The sequence below is a fragment of the Dolichospermum sp. UHCC 0352 genome, from assembly GCF_009711925.1.
GTDB classification, from domain to species: Bacteria; Cyanobacteriota; Cyanobacteriia; order Cyanobacteriales; family Nostocaceae; genus Dolichospermum; species Dolichospermum lemmermannii.
Genome location: NZ_VIKY01000212.1, coordinates 1 through 14,767 on the forward strand (window position 1 = coordinate 1; position 14,767 = coordinate 14,767).

Here is a 14,767-nt window from a genome sequence, read left to right on the forward strand (position 1 = left end):
TTCCAAATGCTTCGCCCCTACTAACAACTGACAACTGACAACTGACTAATGCTAGAATCCTGAATTAGAAATTTAGGATATTTTTATGTCAGTTGTAACTAACCCAATCAAGTTTGGTACAGATGGTTGGAGGGGTGTGATAGGTGAGGAGTTTACCTTTGAACGTCTGGCATTAGTCGCAACCGTAGCAGCCAAAGTTTTACATAATACTTACTTTTCGGAAGTAGGTAGCAGGACGATTATTGTTGGTTATGACCGCCGATTTATGGCAGAAGAGTTTGCCCGTGTGGTTGCCAATGCCGTCACCGCAGTGGGTTTTGATGTCCTGTTTAGCGAAACTTTTGCCCCAACTCCAGCTTACAGTTGGGCGGCTAAAGAACTCAAGGCGTTAGGGGCATTAGTTGTGACAGCTAGTCATAATCCTGGTGCATATTTAGGATTAAAAGTTAAAAGTGCTTTTGGTGGTTCAGTACCACCGGAAGTTACTCAAGAGATAGAGGCTTTATTATCAGAAAAAGTTGCCCCAGCAGCGATTCCAGGTAAGGAAAAAACCTTTGATCCTTGGCCGAGTTATTGTCAAGCATTGGCGGCTAAAGTTGATATTGACAAAATCAAAGAAGCGATCACAACTGGCAAGTTAACAATATTTGTGGATGTCATGCACGGGGCAGCGGCTGGGGGATTAGCCCGATTATTAGGGGAACAAGTTAAGGAAATTAATAGCGACCGTGATCCTCTATTTGAAGGTGGTGCGCCTGAACCTTTACCAAAGTATCTTTCCCGACTATTTACAGTTATGAAAACCCATCGAGAAACCCATAAAATCGGTTTAACTGTGGGTTTGGTATTTGATGGAGATTGCGATCGCATTGCGGCAGTAGATCAAGATGCTAATTTCCTCAGTTCCCAAGTCTTAATTCCCATTTTAATTGACCATTTAACCCTACGGCGGAACTTTCAGGGCGAAATCGTCAAAACTGTCAGCGGTTCGGACTTAATGCCCCGTGTAGCCGCATTACACAACCTTTCTATCCATGAAACAGCAGTAGGTTATAAATACATTGCTGACCGAATGTTAGCCACCCAGGTATTACTAGGTGGTGAAGAATCCGGTGGCATTGGTTATGGTAGCCATATTCCCGAACGCGATGCTTTATTATCGGCACTTTATGTATTAGAAGCAGTTGTGGAATCAGGGTTAGATTTAGGTGAATATTATCGCTATTTACAACAACAAACGAACTTTTCATCCAGCTATGATCGCATTGATTTACCTTTAGCAAATATGGAAGTTAGAGGGCGACTATTAAAACAGTTGCAATCCCAACCTTTGACAGAAATTGCGGGTAAAGAAGTCATTGGTTGTCAAACAATTGATGGTTATAAATTCCGTCTAGCTGATCAAAGTTGGTTAATGATTAGATTTAGCGGAACTGAACCAGTTTTACGTCTTTATTGTGAAGCCGCAACTCTGGAAGAAGTTCATAAAACTCTAGCTTGGGCAAAAAATTGGGCTGAATCCAATTAATTAATAACTTCAATTCCTAGTCGGTTTTAACCGACTTTAACTATGAGACGGGGAATTTATTCCCCGGATAAATGGCTATTTTGTAAGATGTTATTTGGGTATTTTATCGGGTTTTGGTGATGGGTTGGGGACTTTATTGCGATTTATCTAGAAACGGGTTTTAATCAATTTCCTCTCTTAATTACTTTTTTTTCAATCACTAATTATGATGAATAGTTACTAGAAGACTGATGCAAATTTAACCCGACAATATTAGTTTTGACTTTTGACTTTTGACTTCCGCCCTGCGGTACTAGGCTATTTTATCGCCTATTTTTCCACATTAACAACGGGTGCATTTTGCAAATAATTACGCACATTAAAATACGTTTGACCTCCTGAACTTTGATAATTTGGCTCTCCAACTGTACGCTCAATGTTAAAGCTGTTAATCCCAATGCGGTGCAGAATGATTGTAGATTCATGATTTTTGAGTCCTTAATTAAAAAGTTGATATTGATTGTAAAAATGTAGTCAAAATGTAGGTTGGGTAGAGCGATAGCCAAACCCAACACAGTTAGAACTTTGTCGTTTACAAATGTTGGGTAACATACGTCAACCCAACCTACTATGGTTGAACAGTTGCGCGTAAACTATAATTACCAGTTTCCCCTCTTTGTGAAGATTTGGCAACTAAGCGTAGCATTACTTATGACAGCAGCTTAGTGATTAGACGTAAGTAGCAAATATTTTGTTTCTATGGAAATCCAGTAGCTATTTATTTCGAGAATTTTTCGGCTCAAATTTCAAATATGTTCCTCCCAATCCTTCTACAATTATTCTTGTATTAGCAGTCATCATTTTCTGATAGGTTTCTCCGTCACTTCCTGCTTCACCTAGTCCGTCAATATAAAGTGGTCTTTGAGAAACCTTTACTTTCGCTGCTGTCGCTACAGGTGCGAGTAAATTAGAATTGGTATTTGTATCTGCAAAAATTGTTGGTACTTGAGCTTTTTGAATATCTCTAACCAAATTCATGACTTTTGGATCTGTCAATTTTCCTGTATTTTTGACATTACCTAAATTGACTGAATAGGGAATATCATAAGCTTTGACATAATAAATCATGGCTGAATTTGTTGTCACTAATTTCCGATTTTTATCGGGAATACTAGCTAATCTGCTTTTAATCCAACTATTAATTTGATTAATTTCTTTAGTTACTTTTTTGGTATTTCTATTATAAATATTTTTATTTTCTGGTGCTAATTTAACTAAACTACTATTAATTATTTCTACCATTTTGATAGTATTAATAGGATTATGCCAAACATGAGGTTCAATAATTTGCTTACCGTTTTTTCTAATTTGGATGGAATTTACACCCATAGTTTTAGCAACGGCAATTTTTAATTTAGGTTTTTTAATCTCTTCAATAATTTTAATTAAACCTGGTTCAAAATTATCACCATGATACAATACTAAATTAGCATTTTTAATGGCTTGATTATCTTCTGGAATGGGTTTATAATTTATAGGATTTATCCCAGGAGGAATTAAACAAATCAGATTAATTGTATCTCCAGCAACTTGTTTTGTTAAATCGCAAATTACGCTATTAGTTGCTACGACAAACGGTAAATTATTATTAATATTTTTATTAGTGGTATTATATGTTGTATTAATAGGTTTATTTCCACATCCAGATAAACCCACCATTAAACCTAAAATGGTAGTTTTCAATAAATGTGTAGATAGTTTTTTTGCTGACATAATTGATTGTAATTGATGAATATATTAAAAAGTCCAGAAATAATTATATAAAGTAATAAAGACACAGACTTGCTGTGTCTTGTAAAACATTTATTGTTCTAATTTATTAAATTCCAGCCATAGGTAACTTACCTTGTAATTTCTGTAAATTAGCTTGAACACAATTAGTGCAATTGCAACCAATTTGTTGTATTACAGAATGTGTGATGCTATTTATTTGCGGTGTAGCTATATCAAAATTTGCTTGATTAGATGTCACCACAATCATTTGGACAGCGGGTGCAGCTTTGAATTTGGAAGCGTGTGCTGGGTTAACTACCAATAGCAGAGATGCTAAAAACATAGGAAAAGCCAGCAAAATCAGTTTGACTATTTTCATAAGTTGTCAGTTGTCAGTTGTCAGTTGTCAGTAGGGGCGAAGCATTTGGAAGATAAATTATCGGTCATTGCCAAAAATAGTTCTCCAAATGCTTCGCCCGTACAGTTGTTAGTTATTAGAGGATTTTTCTACCAGTCAATACTTCTCGGACTTCTAGCATGGCTGAATAGGTGGGGAGAATGTGTAAAGTTTCATTCACTGGTGTATGCTCTAGAGCAGTAGCGATCGCTTGCTGCAAATTTGACTCTACAATCAGATTGATGTCACTGTCCAGAGATTCCTGACTATAACGCAGACGTAAAGCCATATCATACACGCGATCGCCACTGACAATCAACGTTCCACCCCGTGCTACTAACTTTTCTGTATCCACATCCCAAATCCATGATACATCAGTACCATCTGGGGTTCTGTCATTCAACACCAATAAAGTAGTTTTATCGGTACTTTCAGTGACGACGCGAATAGTTTCATTTGTTCCTACAGGGTTTTTTGATAATAAAATTCTTACCCGTTTACCATCAATTACCAAATCTTCTGCACGACCAAAAGCAGCTTGAAAATTATTAATTCCATCTCTAATACTAACTTCATCAACTCCTAATTCTTTTGCTGCTGTGGCTGCGGCTAAAGTATTATATTTATTGTACAAACCCACAAGAATTTGTGACCATTCCTGGCTTAATAATGCGGGTTGACTTTTAGTAAAACCACAACTAGGACAAGTAAAATCTCCCAAATGGGACAAATAAACCCCTTGATAATCTAAAGCATGACCACAGCTAGGACAATAAATAGAATCCACAGCATGAGGAATAGCTTCTAAATAATTTTCAGGTTCATTTAAACCAAAGAATAAAACCTTTTGGGGTAACTGTTGACCCAAATAGGATAAAGTCGGATCATCAGCATTGGGAATAACTACAGTTGTTGTTGGTAAAGTAGCAATCACCTTAGTCCACCGCTTACTAATACTATCCACTTCCCCATATCTATCCAACTGGTCACGGAACAGATTTAAACAAAGAATAATTCGAGGTTGTAGCGGTTTTAAAACCTTGGGAACTATATTTTCATCAACTTCCAAAATTGCATAATCTACATTCAGGTTTCCTAGCAGATTCGCATTATCTATCAAAGCCGTTGCTAACCCATTTTCCAGATTTGCACCTGTAGAATTATGGGCAATCCGAAAGCCCTTCCGTTCTAAAATGGTGCATAATAGTAAAGCAGTAGTCGTCTTCCCATTTGTTCCCGCAATGAGAATTATCCCATTTTTCACTTGCTGACTCAATAACTCCAAAATTCGGGGTTCTATCCGTCGCGCAATCGAACCGGGTAAAACACTAGCAGCACCAAGACGCAGTGACCTCACCAAAAACGTGACACTTTTGGCCATTGATACCGCAAAACCCAAGCGGAGTCTATCTATAACTTTTATTTTCTTACCTACAGTCATGATTTATAAATAACCTATAATTGCAAAAAGAATTTCATCCGTATTTATCTGCGTTTATCTGCGTTTATCTGCGGTCAATTATTCCAGAAATCTTATTCTATAGAACTTCATCTTCATTTCGTGTAAGTTTAACTAATTAGAAAAGATAGCATCAAAATGAGTATAGTCTCACTAACAAATAATTTTTTCTCTGAAAACACCAGTAAAGGTTATCTTAAAAAATAGTGCGTGGGTGTGATTATTATCCAAACCAGTTAACATCAGTTCAGCACAAACTCACAAAAAATAGTAGCAAAGACAAGGTTTCTGTTAATGAATAGCATAAAGTGGCTTTTTTTACAAACTCAAATAATTACTAACGGTCGCCAGTTAGTGTCAAAATGCTTATTGCTGCTTGTTTGTCTATTCGTAATTAGTATGCAGCCAGCATTAGCAGGTATTAAAGATGACCGATATGATGGCAATATTTTTGTAATTTATGCTGGTAATGGTTCTCTAGTTCCTTCCAAAGAAACACTAGCTCAGACATTAGCAGAACATAAACCAGCGATAGTGACATTCTACACTGATGACAGTAGCGATTGCAAAAAATATGCGCCGGTTGTTTCCGAAATGCAAGCATTCTATGGCCGCGCAACAGAAATCATTCCTATCAGCGTTGATACTCTTTTAGCTGACAAAACCTATCAACCCACAGAACCAGGATATTATTATGGAGGAAGTGTGCCTCAAGTTGTAGTTTTTGACCAGTCGGGTAAGGTAGTTTTCAATAAAAAAGGTCAAGTCCCTTTTGAGGAAATAGACGACAAATTGAGAGAAGTATTTGACTTATTACCCCGCACTGAGTCAGTCGAGTTAAAACGACGTTCACCGAGAGAATTCAGTAGTCAGTTAGAAGATCAATAGATATCTCCAAAAATTAAATGTGCGTTTCCTAGAACCCTTGTAGAGAGGTTCTATGGAACGTCTAACTCTCTCTAAGGAACGCAAATTTAGTAACCTGCAATTCTGATTTGACCGAAACTAGTGCGTTACTCTTTGCTTTAGCGCAGTCATTCTCGCAGATATTTGCATACCCTATTTTGGTAATTTAAACTAACCTTTAGGAAATTTAGAAAAATAAATATATGACAGGTTGTCATATTTGGCATTGATTGTATTTAAAATGAGATCAGAAAAATAAACATACTTCCACAGGAGAGAACCATGAAATCTATCGCAGCAACTTTGCGACGCTTAAGCCTAGCTGTATTAACAGTTATTGTAATTTTCGGTAGCTTTGCTGTATTTACCCCCACTGCATCTGCGGAAACATATACAGTTAAGCTAGGTAGTGATAAAGGCTTGTTGGCTTTTCAACCAAAGCAGTTGACTGTTAAGCCTGGTGACACTATTGAATGGATAAACAACAAAGTTCCTCCCCACAACGTTGTATTTGATTCTGCTAAAAACCCCGCTCATGACAAAGCATTAGCGACAGCTTTATCCCATACAAAGTTATTACTAAATCCCGGACAAAAACAAACAACCACTTTTCCTGCTGACGCTCCTGCTGGTGATTATACCTTTTATTGCCAACCCCACCGTGGTGCTGGCATGGTTGGTAAAATCACTGTTGAAGGCTAATATATAGCTATTAACCATCCCTGTGAATAGATGGGGATGGTAAAAGCAATCCTTTTGATAGACAATAAAGACATAAAAATACTTTTATAATTGTAGATAAAATGGTTATGTTCTCCAAATTTTCAATTTTAAAAAAATACTCCCCTCCTGATAGAGAAGGGAAAGTGTGGGTATTACTTCATATCATAACCAAACAAATTCGGATCAACTTCTCCTAATTGTAAATCCGCTAAACCGTATTCTTGCCAGCGTCTTTCTACCATTGCAGCTATATCAATATCTGATTTTAATGGTTCACCCCATTCATGTTCTGTTTCTGGAGGAATTTTTGTAGTGGCATCTATGCCCATTCTCCCACCTAACCCTAATTTCTCACTAGCAAAATCTAAAGTATCAAAGGGAGTATTTGGTAAAATAAATACATCTCTGGTAGGATCAACTTTAGAACTTATTGCCCAAACGACTTGACGAGGATCACGAACATTGATATCTTTATCAACGACAATCACAAATTTAGTGTAGGTAAATTGTGGTAACGCACTCCAAAACGCTAAAGCTGCTCGTCGTGCTTGTCCAGGATAGGCTTTATCTATGGAAATAATTGCGGCTTTGTAACTTAACGCTTCCATTGGCAGGAAAAAATCAACTATTTCTGAGACCTGTTGCCGTAAAATGGGGGTGTAAATCCGATTAAGAGCGATCGCCATCATGGCTTCTTCTTTCGGTGGCAAACCGCTAAATGTGGTAAGATAAATTGGGTCTCTGCGGTGTGTCATGCACTGAAACCGCACCAAAGGCGAATCTTCCACACCGCCATAATATCCCATGTGGTCGCCAAAGGGTCCATCGGGTAAAACTTCCCCCGGTGTAATTGTCCCTTCTAAAACAAACTCGGAATCTGCGGGAACTTCCAAATCTACGGTTTTACATTTGGCTAAGTTGACTCCCGAACCGCCATACAATCCAGCAAATAACCACTCTGATAAATCTACAGGAATGGGTGTGGCTGCTGCCATAATGATTAAAGGATCAACACCCAGAGCGATCGCAATCTCTAACTTTTTACCACGTTCTGCTGCTTTCCGCAAGTGTCTTGCCCCACCCCGCACCGATAGCCAGTGTACGGTCATCGTATTATTAGATTGTAGCTGTAACCGATACACACCGACATTGGGGATCCCCGTCTCACAATCCTTAGTAATTACCAATCCTAGCGTAATAATCTTTCCGGCATCTCCCGGATAAGGACGTATTAAAGGTAACTTATTTAAATCTAAATCATTCCCTTCAATTACCACTTGTTGACAAGGGGGAAAAAAGTCCCTTCCCGGTTTGGCTTTGATTACGTCAAACAGCACTTTACCAAAATCTATGGCTTGGGAAATCTTTTTGGGTGGTTTGGGTTGCTGAAGCATACTCAGCTTCTTTCCCAGGGTTTCCAACTCCTCTGGTTTTTCCATGTTCATAGCCCAGCATATCCTTTCCACTGTCCCCATTAAATTTACCGCAACGGGGAAAGATGCACCTTTGACGTTTTCAAAGATTAAGCCTGGACCACCTTTTTGCAGCATTCGGTTGGAAATCTCTGCAATTTCCATATCTGGGTCAACTAAAGCCGAAATTCGCTTTAATTGTCCTTTTTCTTCTAGAATTTTAATGAATCCCCGTAAATCTCTCGCCATTGTTTTGTTTTAATTATTAAGAAGTGTAAAGCTATTGTTATTTTAGTCTTCATTCAGATAATTTGACTTTTTAGTATATATGTACTATAATAAGAGAAATATGGATTTTCCTCACGCAGAGTCGCAGTGAACCAGCGCTGTAGAAGGGTTTCCCTCCGTAGGCGACTGGTGAACCCTAAGAGGATGTTTTAAAAGTTTTTAATGTGTAAACAGACCCCTCTCCAAACCTCTCCCCTACCAGGGGAGAGGCTTTAAAACCCCCATTCCCTTGTAGGGAAGGGGGGGAGGGGGGTTAGGTTTTTGGAGATTATGGGTTTCATATAATACTTTTCAAACAACCTCTAAGGGAGACGGGGAGAGGAAAATTGAGTTTTTACCTAATAAAAGTTAGGGGGTTTTATGTCGAAGTTAAATCACCAGATTTCCCTGTTAGAACTTATCCAAATTTTATCGGCATATCGTCAAAATATCATTTTGAATTTACATAAGTTAAAGGAAGATTACCACCGAACTGGTATTAAACGGGTGAGGGGGGTGAGAGATATTAATGGTGATTTGATTACTCCTTGGTTAGAAACTGAGGATGTTTATGCTGGTGATTTTGTGCAAATGGGTGTATTTGCTATAAATCGCAATACGGCTACTATTAATATGTTGATAAGCCGGAAGGTTAAGCTGGTGAAATCTGAAGATAATATCCATATCACTGAAGTTGCGGGTTTGCTGGCTCATGATTTGGATAATTTTAATAAATATACCATTGTTAAAGATGGAAAAGTTCATGTTTCTGCTTTAAATATCAAAATCAGCAACAAGAAAGTATTTGATTTATTGCAAGCTAAAGGTGTAATTATTGCTGACAAGTTTGATTTCAATTCTGAATATATAATTCAGTTAGATAATTTACCATTAGTTCCTGTTAATATCAAGTTTGCTAGTATTGATGGGTTATTTACTCAATTAGCAGAAATTAAAGTTGTCATGAGTATTTTGTCTGCTTATTTACGCCATCAATCAGATGTATTTGTGAGTAATCAGGTAGAGGAATTAAAACAACATTATTTGTCAAAAAATCTCTATCTGAATTTTCCTAAAACTCAGGAATATCCAGATACAATTGATTCTCATATCAGTTATAAAATTGAGTTTGGTAATCAGGATATTCTCAATTTGAGTAAATTATATGCTGCTAATCAATTTTTAGCGCGAAGATATGAGGTTTATGACCAAGAAACTGGGGAGATTTTCCCTAAACCAACTTTAGAAATGGGTTTAAATCAAAATATTGCTTTTCGACAAAAAGCCATTTCTGCAAGAATGAAACTGACTAAAGTTGATGATTTGATGAAACCCATTTTTGACGACTTTCTGGGAATTAATATCAATGGTAAAGTAGGGGAAATTCTCCATAAAGTTGGTAATCATCGTTTAGCGTTGCTATTATATGCTCAACACGCTGGCAAATCTGTCAATGGAGAAGATTTGATTACAGCTATGACGACAGCTTACCAAAAATTAGCAGCTTATGTTGAGCAAACTTACCAAGAAAATATTTCCCCTATGGTATTTTACATTGGTGCAACAGGACTTTTACCAAATAAAATATCAGCTAAAGCCATGACTGCTGATGAATTAGCTGCTAAATATCCCCATTTGCAATTTTCTAAACATGAACAAGCCGGGACATTTTTTGAAGTTGGAAATACCATTATTAGCGTCTACCCGCAAACCGAATATTACAGTAAAAATTCATTAGCAGTTAGTTAGTTAATTTTGTAGGGGTTTAGCAATGCTAAACCCTAAATATTTTTTGAGTTTGATATGGTAAAATATCAAGACTTGCTATTTTCAACAATCTCTCATGTATGACAATATCTGTAAATTCATTGCCGAAAATTACAAAGATGACATAGCAACATGGTTGCTAGGTTCACCAATTAAATTAACAGAACTTAGTCCCACGGAATTATCAAATGATCCAATTAGAGCAGATTCATTAATATTATTACAATCAGATCAATTAGTTCTACATACAGAATTTCAAACCGATACTGATGAAGATATGCCCTTTAGGATGTTAGATTATCGAGTTAGGATATATCGTCGGTTTCCTCAAAAAGAAATGCGTCAAGTAGTCATCTATCTGCGAAAAACAAGTTCTGACTTAGTAAGTGAAAATAGTTTTAAATTAAACAACACTTACCATCAATTTGAGATAATTAGACTTTGGGAACAACCAACAGCCCAATTTATGACAGTTCCAGGTTTATTACCTTTTGCAGTGCTAAGTCAGACAAAAGATCCTAAAATGGTATTAAGCCAAGTAGGAGAAGCAGTAGCAGCCATTACAGATCAAAAGATACAGGGGAATATAGCTGCTGCTAGTGCAGTTTTAGCCGGTCTTGTGTTAAAAAAAGATGTAATTAGGAAGATTTTCAGGAGTGAGATTATGCGAGAATCAGTGATATATCAAGAAATTCTCGAAGAAGGTGAAGCTAAAGGTAAAGCTGAAGGAATAGCAGAAGCAACCAAAAAGTTAGCTTTAAATTTGTTGCGAATTGGTATGAGTTTAGAACAAATTTCTGAAGTTACGGAATTATCTCTGGAACAAGTTCAAGCTTTAGAAAGAGAGATAAAAAATCCTACTTCTAACTAAAGTAACTTCGATGTTTTTGGTTTCAATTTTCATAAAAATAATATCCCTGATTTTTAGCACAAGTCGGGGATATTTAATATAAAAATTTAATCGTTAGTTTCAACTATTTACGAACTAGGCTACAGCCAAACCTAACCACAAGCCAAAAACAGAGTGAAATTCAGTAGATATTTGAGATTTTTGCCTCTTGATGGGGAATACTTAAATAAGATACTATCAATTACTTCCCCAATTCCTCAATATTTTTCATCGCTTGTTGATATAAATCCTTATTTCCTTCCTTATCAAAAATCGCTGCTGCCCGTTGTAAATCTTTTAATGCTCCCCGTTTATCACCAATTGCAGCATAGGCATTACCTCGATTATTGAAAGCAGCACCGAAGTTAGGATTAATGCGAACTGCTTCATTATAATCCGATATTGCTTTTTGTGGTTCTCCTCTTGATGCGTAAGCATTACCACGATTATTATAAGCTACAGCATATTCTTTATTGATCCGAATTGCTTGAGTGTAGTCCTCTAACGCCGCATTCTTATCACCTTGGTTTGCACGGGCGTTACCTCGATTATTGTAAACTTCGGCATATTTAGGCGCAATACTAATTGCTTGATTATAATCCGCAATCGCTCTTCTGTAGTCTCCTATAGATACAAAAGCATTAGCACGATTATTGTACGCTTCCGCATCCTGAGAATTTAGACCCAATGCCTGATTATAATCCGCGATCGCTCCCTCTTTATTACCAGTATCAAAATAAACCAAACCCCGACCTTTAAATGCTGGTGCATATTGAGGATTCAGACTAATTGATTTACTATAGGCAGCAATAGCCGCTTGGTAATTACCTTTAAGATGTTGAGTTTGTCCCTGAACATAAAATTCCCCAGCTTTAGAGGTTCTCCCTATCTGTGGATTTGGGGGACTTGCTCCTCTTTCTGTCACCAAAACATCTTGATTATTACTACAAGAAACGCAAATAATCCCGCTAAAAATAGTAACCATCGCTATAGTGAATGCTCTGTTTACTTCTCTGTGTTTGTGTCTCAATAACTGCCATTTCATAATTTACTATAAATCGCCATTATACCTGGAGTAAATCATTCACTAAATTGCTTACTTACTTAGGAAATACTCTCGCTTTTTGATTAATATTCAATTCAAATGATAAAATTCCCTGAAGTTATCGGAAATAAATAAATTTATCCAGCCAATCACCGCATATTACTAAATACTAAAAAAATCCCTGATAGCTATATTTGTATTATTACTAGACTACCGTTGATAATTCTGTTAATTTTGTTAGCAATTTGAGAAAAATTTCCATACCAGTATCAGGAAATAGACTCAAAACTAGTTCACAGAGTTTCTCAGTATTCCTCACCTTCTTGATTTTTAGGCGTTATTTTCCAATAAGTATTTATATCAACATTTACAGTCAATTTTTCCAAATTTACCCCCAAATTTTTGCGAATATCTTCGGTTAAAGTAATTGTAAAATCTAAATCAACACCTTGATTTTCTACCAAATCTACCAATTCCTGAAACTGAGTCTTGATAGTTTTTCGCTCATAACTTGTAAGTTTACAAGATGATGTTTCAGAAATATTCTGGACTAACATCGCTTGTTTTACCCGTTCTTGTAAATGCTCAAATTCTGATTTGAGTATTTTTTGTTGCTGTTCAATTTCTATATATCTAGCAGTCAATAAACTTAGATCTTCCCTAATTGGATCTATCTTTAAGTTTGCCTCTAATTCTAATAATCGTAAATGTACTTGAGCTAAATAAATACAATCAAGATAAGCATATTCTATTTGTTCTTCAGTTAATGGTCTTTTTCCCCAATCGCTCGTTTGCTCTTGTTTATTAATATCATGAAAATTACAAAGTTTAGTAGCTAGGGTTTTCAATTGATAATTAGGTAATGGTAGTAAATAGACGGGAATTTTCTTCGCCATTTCCAAAGTACAAGTAATATTTTTGGCTTTTTTAGCTCCCAAATATTTCACGTCATAACCAGCATTATGAAAAACTTTTTCAATAGCATCATTAACCATAATCCTCTCCACAAAATCAGCAATTACATCTGATTTATCGAGAACATCTAATAAATAAACACTATTACCAGTCATATCTTCAGGATTAGCTAACACCTGAATCAGTGATAATCTTGGATTACGAGTTTTATAATCAGCAACTTCTGTATCTATCCACAAAGTTTTAGCTGTGGTATATTCAGTAATTAAGGAACGAATTTCCCTCGCAGCAGTAAGATAAGGCATTGGTAAATGTCAGGAAGTGTAAATTAGTTATCGCTTCCCAAAGTAACATTTTATGACTAATCATGCTGGCAAGTGCTACATCATCATTATTTTTATAGAAAATTTTCCATTAAAAAAAGCTCAGGTATTAATTCCTGAACTTTTATTCAACCTAATTATCCTAGAGGCGGATATTTGTTAAGCTTTGGTCTATGGATATTAGTAACGGTTTCCACCGCCGCCACCGCCATAGCCGCCGCTACGGCCACCACCGCCGCTACGGTTTCCACCACCAAAAGAACTACGTTCTTCTCTGGGTTTAGCTTTGTTCACTTTTAAATCACGTCCCATCCATTCAGCACCATCAAGGGCTTCAATGGCTTTTTCTTCTTCTTCATCTGATTCCATTTCCACGAAACCGAAACCGCGAACTTTACCAGTTTCCCGGTCGGTAGGTAGCTGAACACGTTTTACCTTGCCATACTCCTTAAAAATTTCGCTCAAACCGTCTTGGGTAACTTCATAAGAGAGGTTGCCTACATAAATTGACATAGATTTTCTCCAAAATCATAAGAGTGTAGAGATTTAGATTTCGGAGAAAAGTCTGTAAATACCAAAGGGGAAAAGCCTATCAATACTAAAAACAAACGAGGTCCACCGAATTACTTCTCGACTCCCATTATGGCATAGAAAATAGATATCTAGGCAGTAAATTCAAAAAGTTTATAAAATATTTTTTTTATACCTTAATTAGCAATGGCAGCATCAGCTTTTTATGGCATTCTCTCGTTATACTTAGTTGAAGGATTTTTAGGGGTTAATTCGGGGGTTTTAGCCTATTTTCTGATAAAATTATCAAGACTGAATCTAAAGGCTCAATTTTAGGTTTCTTTGTTCATGTTGCACTTTAAACATTCCTCAATTATTAACGCACCAATAGAAGTAGTTTGGAAATTCCACGAAAGACCAGACATACTCCAAATACTCACCCCACCTTGGCAACCTGTACAAATAGTCAGACGGGAAGGAGGACTATCAGCAGGTGCAATTACAGAATTTCGGCTTTTTTTGGGTATTTTACCCTTAACTTGGTTAGCGCGGCACACAGACTATGAAGAATATCGTCTGTTCACCGATGAACAGATATCTGGACCTTTTGAGTCCTGGGTACATCGTCATGAGTTTACAGAAGAAAATGGCAAAACTAAATTAACCGATAATATTACTTATTCTATGCCTGGCGGTGATGGAATAGAATTTATCAGTGGTTGGTTAGTGCAAACACAGCTAGAAGCAATGTTTCGCTATCGGCATTATGTGACTAAACGCGAATGTGAAAAATGAATACAAAAAAACGCCCCCCATGATTGGAGAGCGTTTTTTATGTAACTAAACTTATTAACCGTTGATTGCAGGAGCGCTT

Annotated in this window: 14 protein-coding genes; 6 read left to right on the forward strand and 8 right to left on the reverse strand. The window is 36.7% G+C overall.

All coding sequences use genetic code 11. The features are described from left to right. Nucleotides 1-85 precede the first annotated feature (85 nt). The gene (locus FJR06_RS14660; RefSeq protein WP_168651698.1) at nt 86-1,528 is read left to right on the forward strand and encodes a phosphoglucomutase/phosphomannomutase family protein; all 1,443 of its coding nucleotides are present in this window, start codon (nt 86-88) and stop codon (nt 1,526-1,528) included. A 302-nt stretch (nt 1,529-1,830) separates the two neighbouring features. On the opposite strand, the gene FJR06_RS14665 is transcribed toward FJR06_RS14660, so the two are convergent. From FJR06_RS14665 to FJR06_RS14680, 4 genes are all read right to left on the reverse strand, one after another. Continuing rightward, nucleotides 1,831-1,992, reverse strand: a complete 162-nt coding sequence (locus FJR06_RS14665; RefSeq protein ID WP_158310497.1) for a hypothetical protein — start codon at nt 1,990-1,992, stop codon at nt 1,831-1,833. A gap of 289 nt (nt 1,993-2,281) precedes the next feature. Beyond that, nucleotides 2,282-3,280, reverse strand: a complete 999-nt coding sequence (locus tag FJR06_RS14670; protein ID WP_015078373.1) for a metal ABC transporter solute-binding protein, Zn/Mn family — start codon at nt 3,278-3,280, stop codon at nt 2,282-2,284. 106 nt (nt 3,281-3,386) lie between these two features. Then, entirely contained in the window at nt 3,387-3,659 is a 273-nt protein-coding gene (locus tag FJR06_RS14675; RefSeq protein WP_015078372.1) for a hypothetical protein, read from the reverse strand. 115 nt (nt 3,660-3,774) lie between these two features. After that, complete coding sequence (locus FJR06_RS14680) at nt 3,775-5,118, reverse strand: Mur ligase family protein (RefSeq protein ID WP_015078371.1); 1,344 nt, start codon at nt 5,116-5,118, stop codon at nt 3,775-3,777. Between the two features lie 312 nt (nt 5,119-5,430). On the opposite strand from FJR06_RS14680, the gene FJR06_RS14685 reads away from it, so the two are divergent. Together FJR06_RS14685 and petE are read left to right on the forward strand one after the other, a co-directional pair. Next, nucleotides 5,431-6,024, forward strand: coding sequence for a thylakoid membrane photosystem I accumulation factor (locus FJR06_RS14685; protein WP_015078370.1), 594 nt, complete (start codon nt 5,431-5,433; stop codon nt 6,022-6,024). Between the two features lie 300 nt (nt 6,025-6,324). After that, the gene (gene petE / locus FJR06_RS14690) at nt 6,325-6,744 is read left to right on the forward strand and encodes a plastocyanin (protein ID WP_015078369.1); all 420 of its coding nucleotides are present in this window, start codon (nt 6,325-6,327) and stop codon (nt 6,742-6,744) included. Nucleotides 6,745-6,917: 173 nt separating this feature from the next. On the opposite strand, the gene FJR06_RS14695 is transcribed toward petE, so the two are convergent. After that, nucleotides 6,918-8,426: a UbiD family decarboxylase gene (locus tag FJR06_RS14695; protein WP_015078368.1), complete on the reverse strand. Its 1,509-nt coding sequence runs from the start codon at nt 8,424-8,426 to the stop codon at nt 6,918-6,920. A 399-nt stretch (nt 8,427-8,825) separates the two neighbouring features. Between FJR06_RS14695 and FJR06_RS14700 the strand changes: the two genes are divergently transcribed. Together FJR06_RS14700 and FJR06_RS14705 are read left to right on the forward strand one after the other, a co-directional pair. Next, complete coding sequence (locus tag FJR06_RS14700; RefSeq protein ID WP_015078367.1) at nt 8,826-10,193, forward strand: hypothetical protein; 1,368 nt, start codon at nt 8,826-8,828, stop codon at nt 10,191-10,193. A 94-nt stretch (nt 10,194-10,287) separates the two neighbouring features. Continuing rightward, nucleotides 10,288-11,082, forward strand: coding sequence for an Rpn family recombination-promoting nuclease/putative transposase (locus FJR06_RS14705; RefSeq protein WP_168651699.1), 795 nt, complete (start codon nt 10,288-10,290; stop codon nt 11,080-11,082). 220 nt (nt 11,083-11,302) lie between these two features. On the opposite strand, the gene FJR06_RS14710 is transcribed toward FJR06_RS14705, so the two are convergent. The 3 genes from FJR06_RS14710 to FJR06_RS14720 form a co-directional block, all read right to left on the reverse strand. Next, nucleotides 11,303-12,145: a tetratricopeptide repeat protein gene (locus tag FJR06_RS14710; RefSeq protein ID WP_015078365.1), complete on the reverse strand. Its 843-nt coding sequence runs from the start codon at nt 12,143-12,145 to the stop codon at nt 11,303-11,305. 305 nt (nt 12,146-12,450) lie between these two features. Beyond that, entirely contained in the window at nt 12,451-13,365 is a 915-nt protein-coding gene (locus FJR06_RS14715; RefSeq protein ID WP_015078364.1) for a 3'-5' exonuclease, read from the reverse strand. A gap of 198 nt (nt 13,366-13,563) precedes the next feature. Next, nucleotides 13,564-13,896: an RNA-binding protein gene (locus FJR06_RS14720; protein WP_168651700.1), complete on the reverse strand. Its 333-nt coding sequence runs from the start codon at nt 13,894-13,896 to the stop codon at nt 13,564-13,566. A 345-nt stretch (nt 13,897-14,241) separates the two neighbouring features. Here FJR06_RS14720 and FJR06_RS14725 point away from each other — a divergent pair, with 345 nt between their 5' ends. After that, nucleotides 14,242-14,688, forward strand: a complete 447-nt coding sequence (locus FJR06_RS14725) for an SRPBCC family protein (protein WP_015078362.1) — start codon at nt 14,242-14,244, stop codon at nt 14,686-14,688. Nucleotides 14,689-14,767: the final 79 nt, after the last annotated feature.

Excerpts from the sequence above, each read along its gene's own strand:
- FJR06_RS14720 (WP_168651700.1), bottom strand. The coding sequence starts at position 13,896 with ATGTCAATTTATGTAGGCAACCTCTCTTATGAAGTTACCCAAGACGGT.
- FJR06_RS14665 (WP_158310497.1), bottom strand. The coding sequence starts at position 1,992 with ATGAATCTACAATCATTCTGCACCGCATTGGGATTAACAGCTTTAACA.
- petE (WP_015078369.1), top strand. The coding sequence starts at position 6,325 with ATGAAATCTATCGCAGCAACTTTGCGACGCTTAAGCCTAGCTGTATTA.
- FJR06_RS14695 (WP_015078368.1), bottom strand. The coding sequence starts at position 8,426 with ATGGCGAGAGATTTACGGGGATTCATTAAAATTCTAGAAGAAAAAGGA.
- FJR06_RS14715 (WP_015078364.1), bottom strand. The coding sequence starts at position 13,365 with ATGCCTTATCTTACTGCTGCGAGGGAAATTCGTTCCTTAATTACTGAA.
- FJR06_RS14700 (WP_015078367.1), top strand. The coding sequence starts at position 8,826 with ATGTCGAAGTTAAATCACCAGATTTCCCTGTTAGAACTTATCCAAATT.
- FJR06_RS14670 (WP_015078373.1), bottom strand. The coding sequence starts at position 3,280 with ATGTCAGCAAAAAAACTATCTACACATTTATTGAAAACTACCATTTTA.
- FJR06_RS14725 (WP_015078362.1), top strand. The coding sequence starts at position 14,242 with ATGTTGCACTTTAAACATTCCTCAATTATTAACGCACCAATAGAAGTA.
- FJR06_RS14685 (WP_015078370.1), top strand. The coding sequence starts at position 5,431 with ATGAATAGCATAAAGTGGCTTTTTTTACAAACTCAAATAATTACTAAC.
- FJR06_RS14705 (WP_168651699.1), top strand. The coding sequence starts at position 10,288 with ATGTATGACAATATCTGTAAATTCATTGCCGAAAATTACAAAGATGAC.
- FJR06_RS14710 (WP_015078365.1), bottom strand. The coding sequence starts at position 12,145 with ATGAAATGGCAGTTATTGAGACACAAACACAGAGAAGTAAACAGAGCA.
- FJR06_RS14660 (WP_168651698.1), top strand. The coding sequence starts at position 86 with ATGTCAGTTGTAACTAACCCAATCAAGTTTGGTACAGATGGTTGGAGG.
- FJR06_RS14675 (WP_015078372.1), bottom strand. The coding sequence starts at position 3,659 with ATGAAAATAGTCAAACTGATTTTGCTGGCTTTTCCTATGTTTTTAGCA.
- FJR06_RS14680 (WP_015078371.1), bottom strand. The coding sequence starts at position 5,118 with ATGACTGTAGGTAAGAAAATAAAAGTTATAGATAGACTCCGCTTGGGT.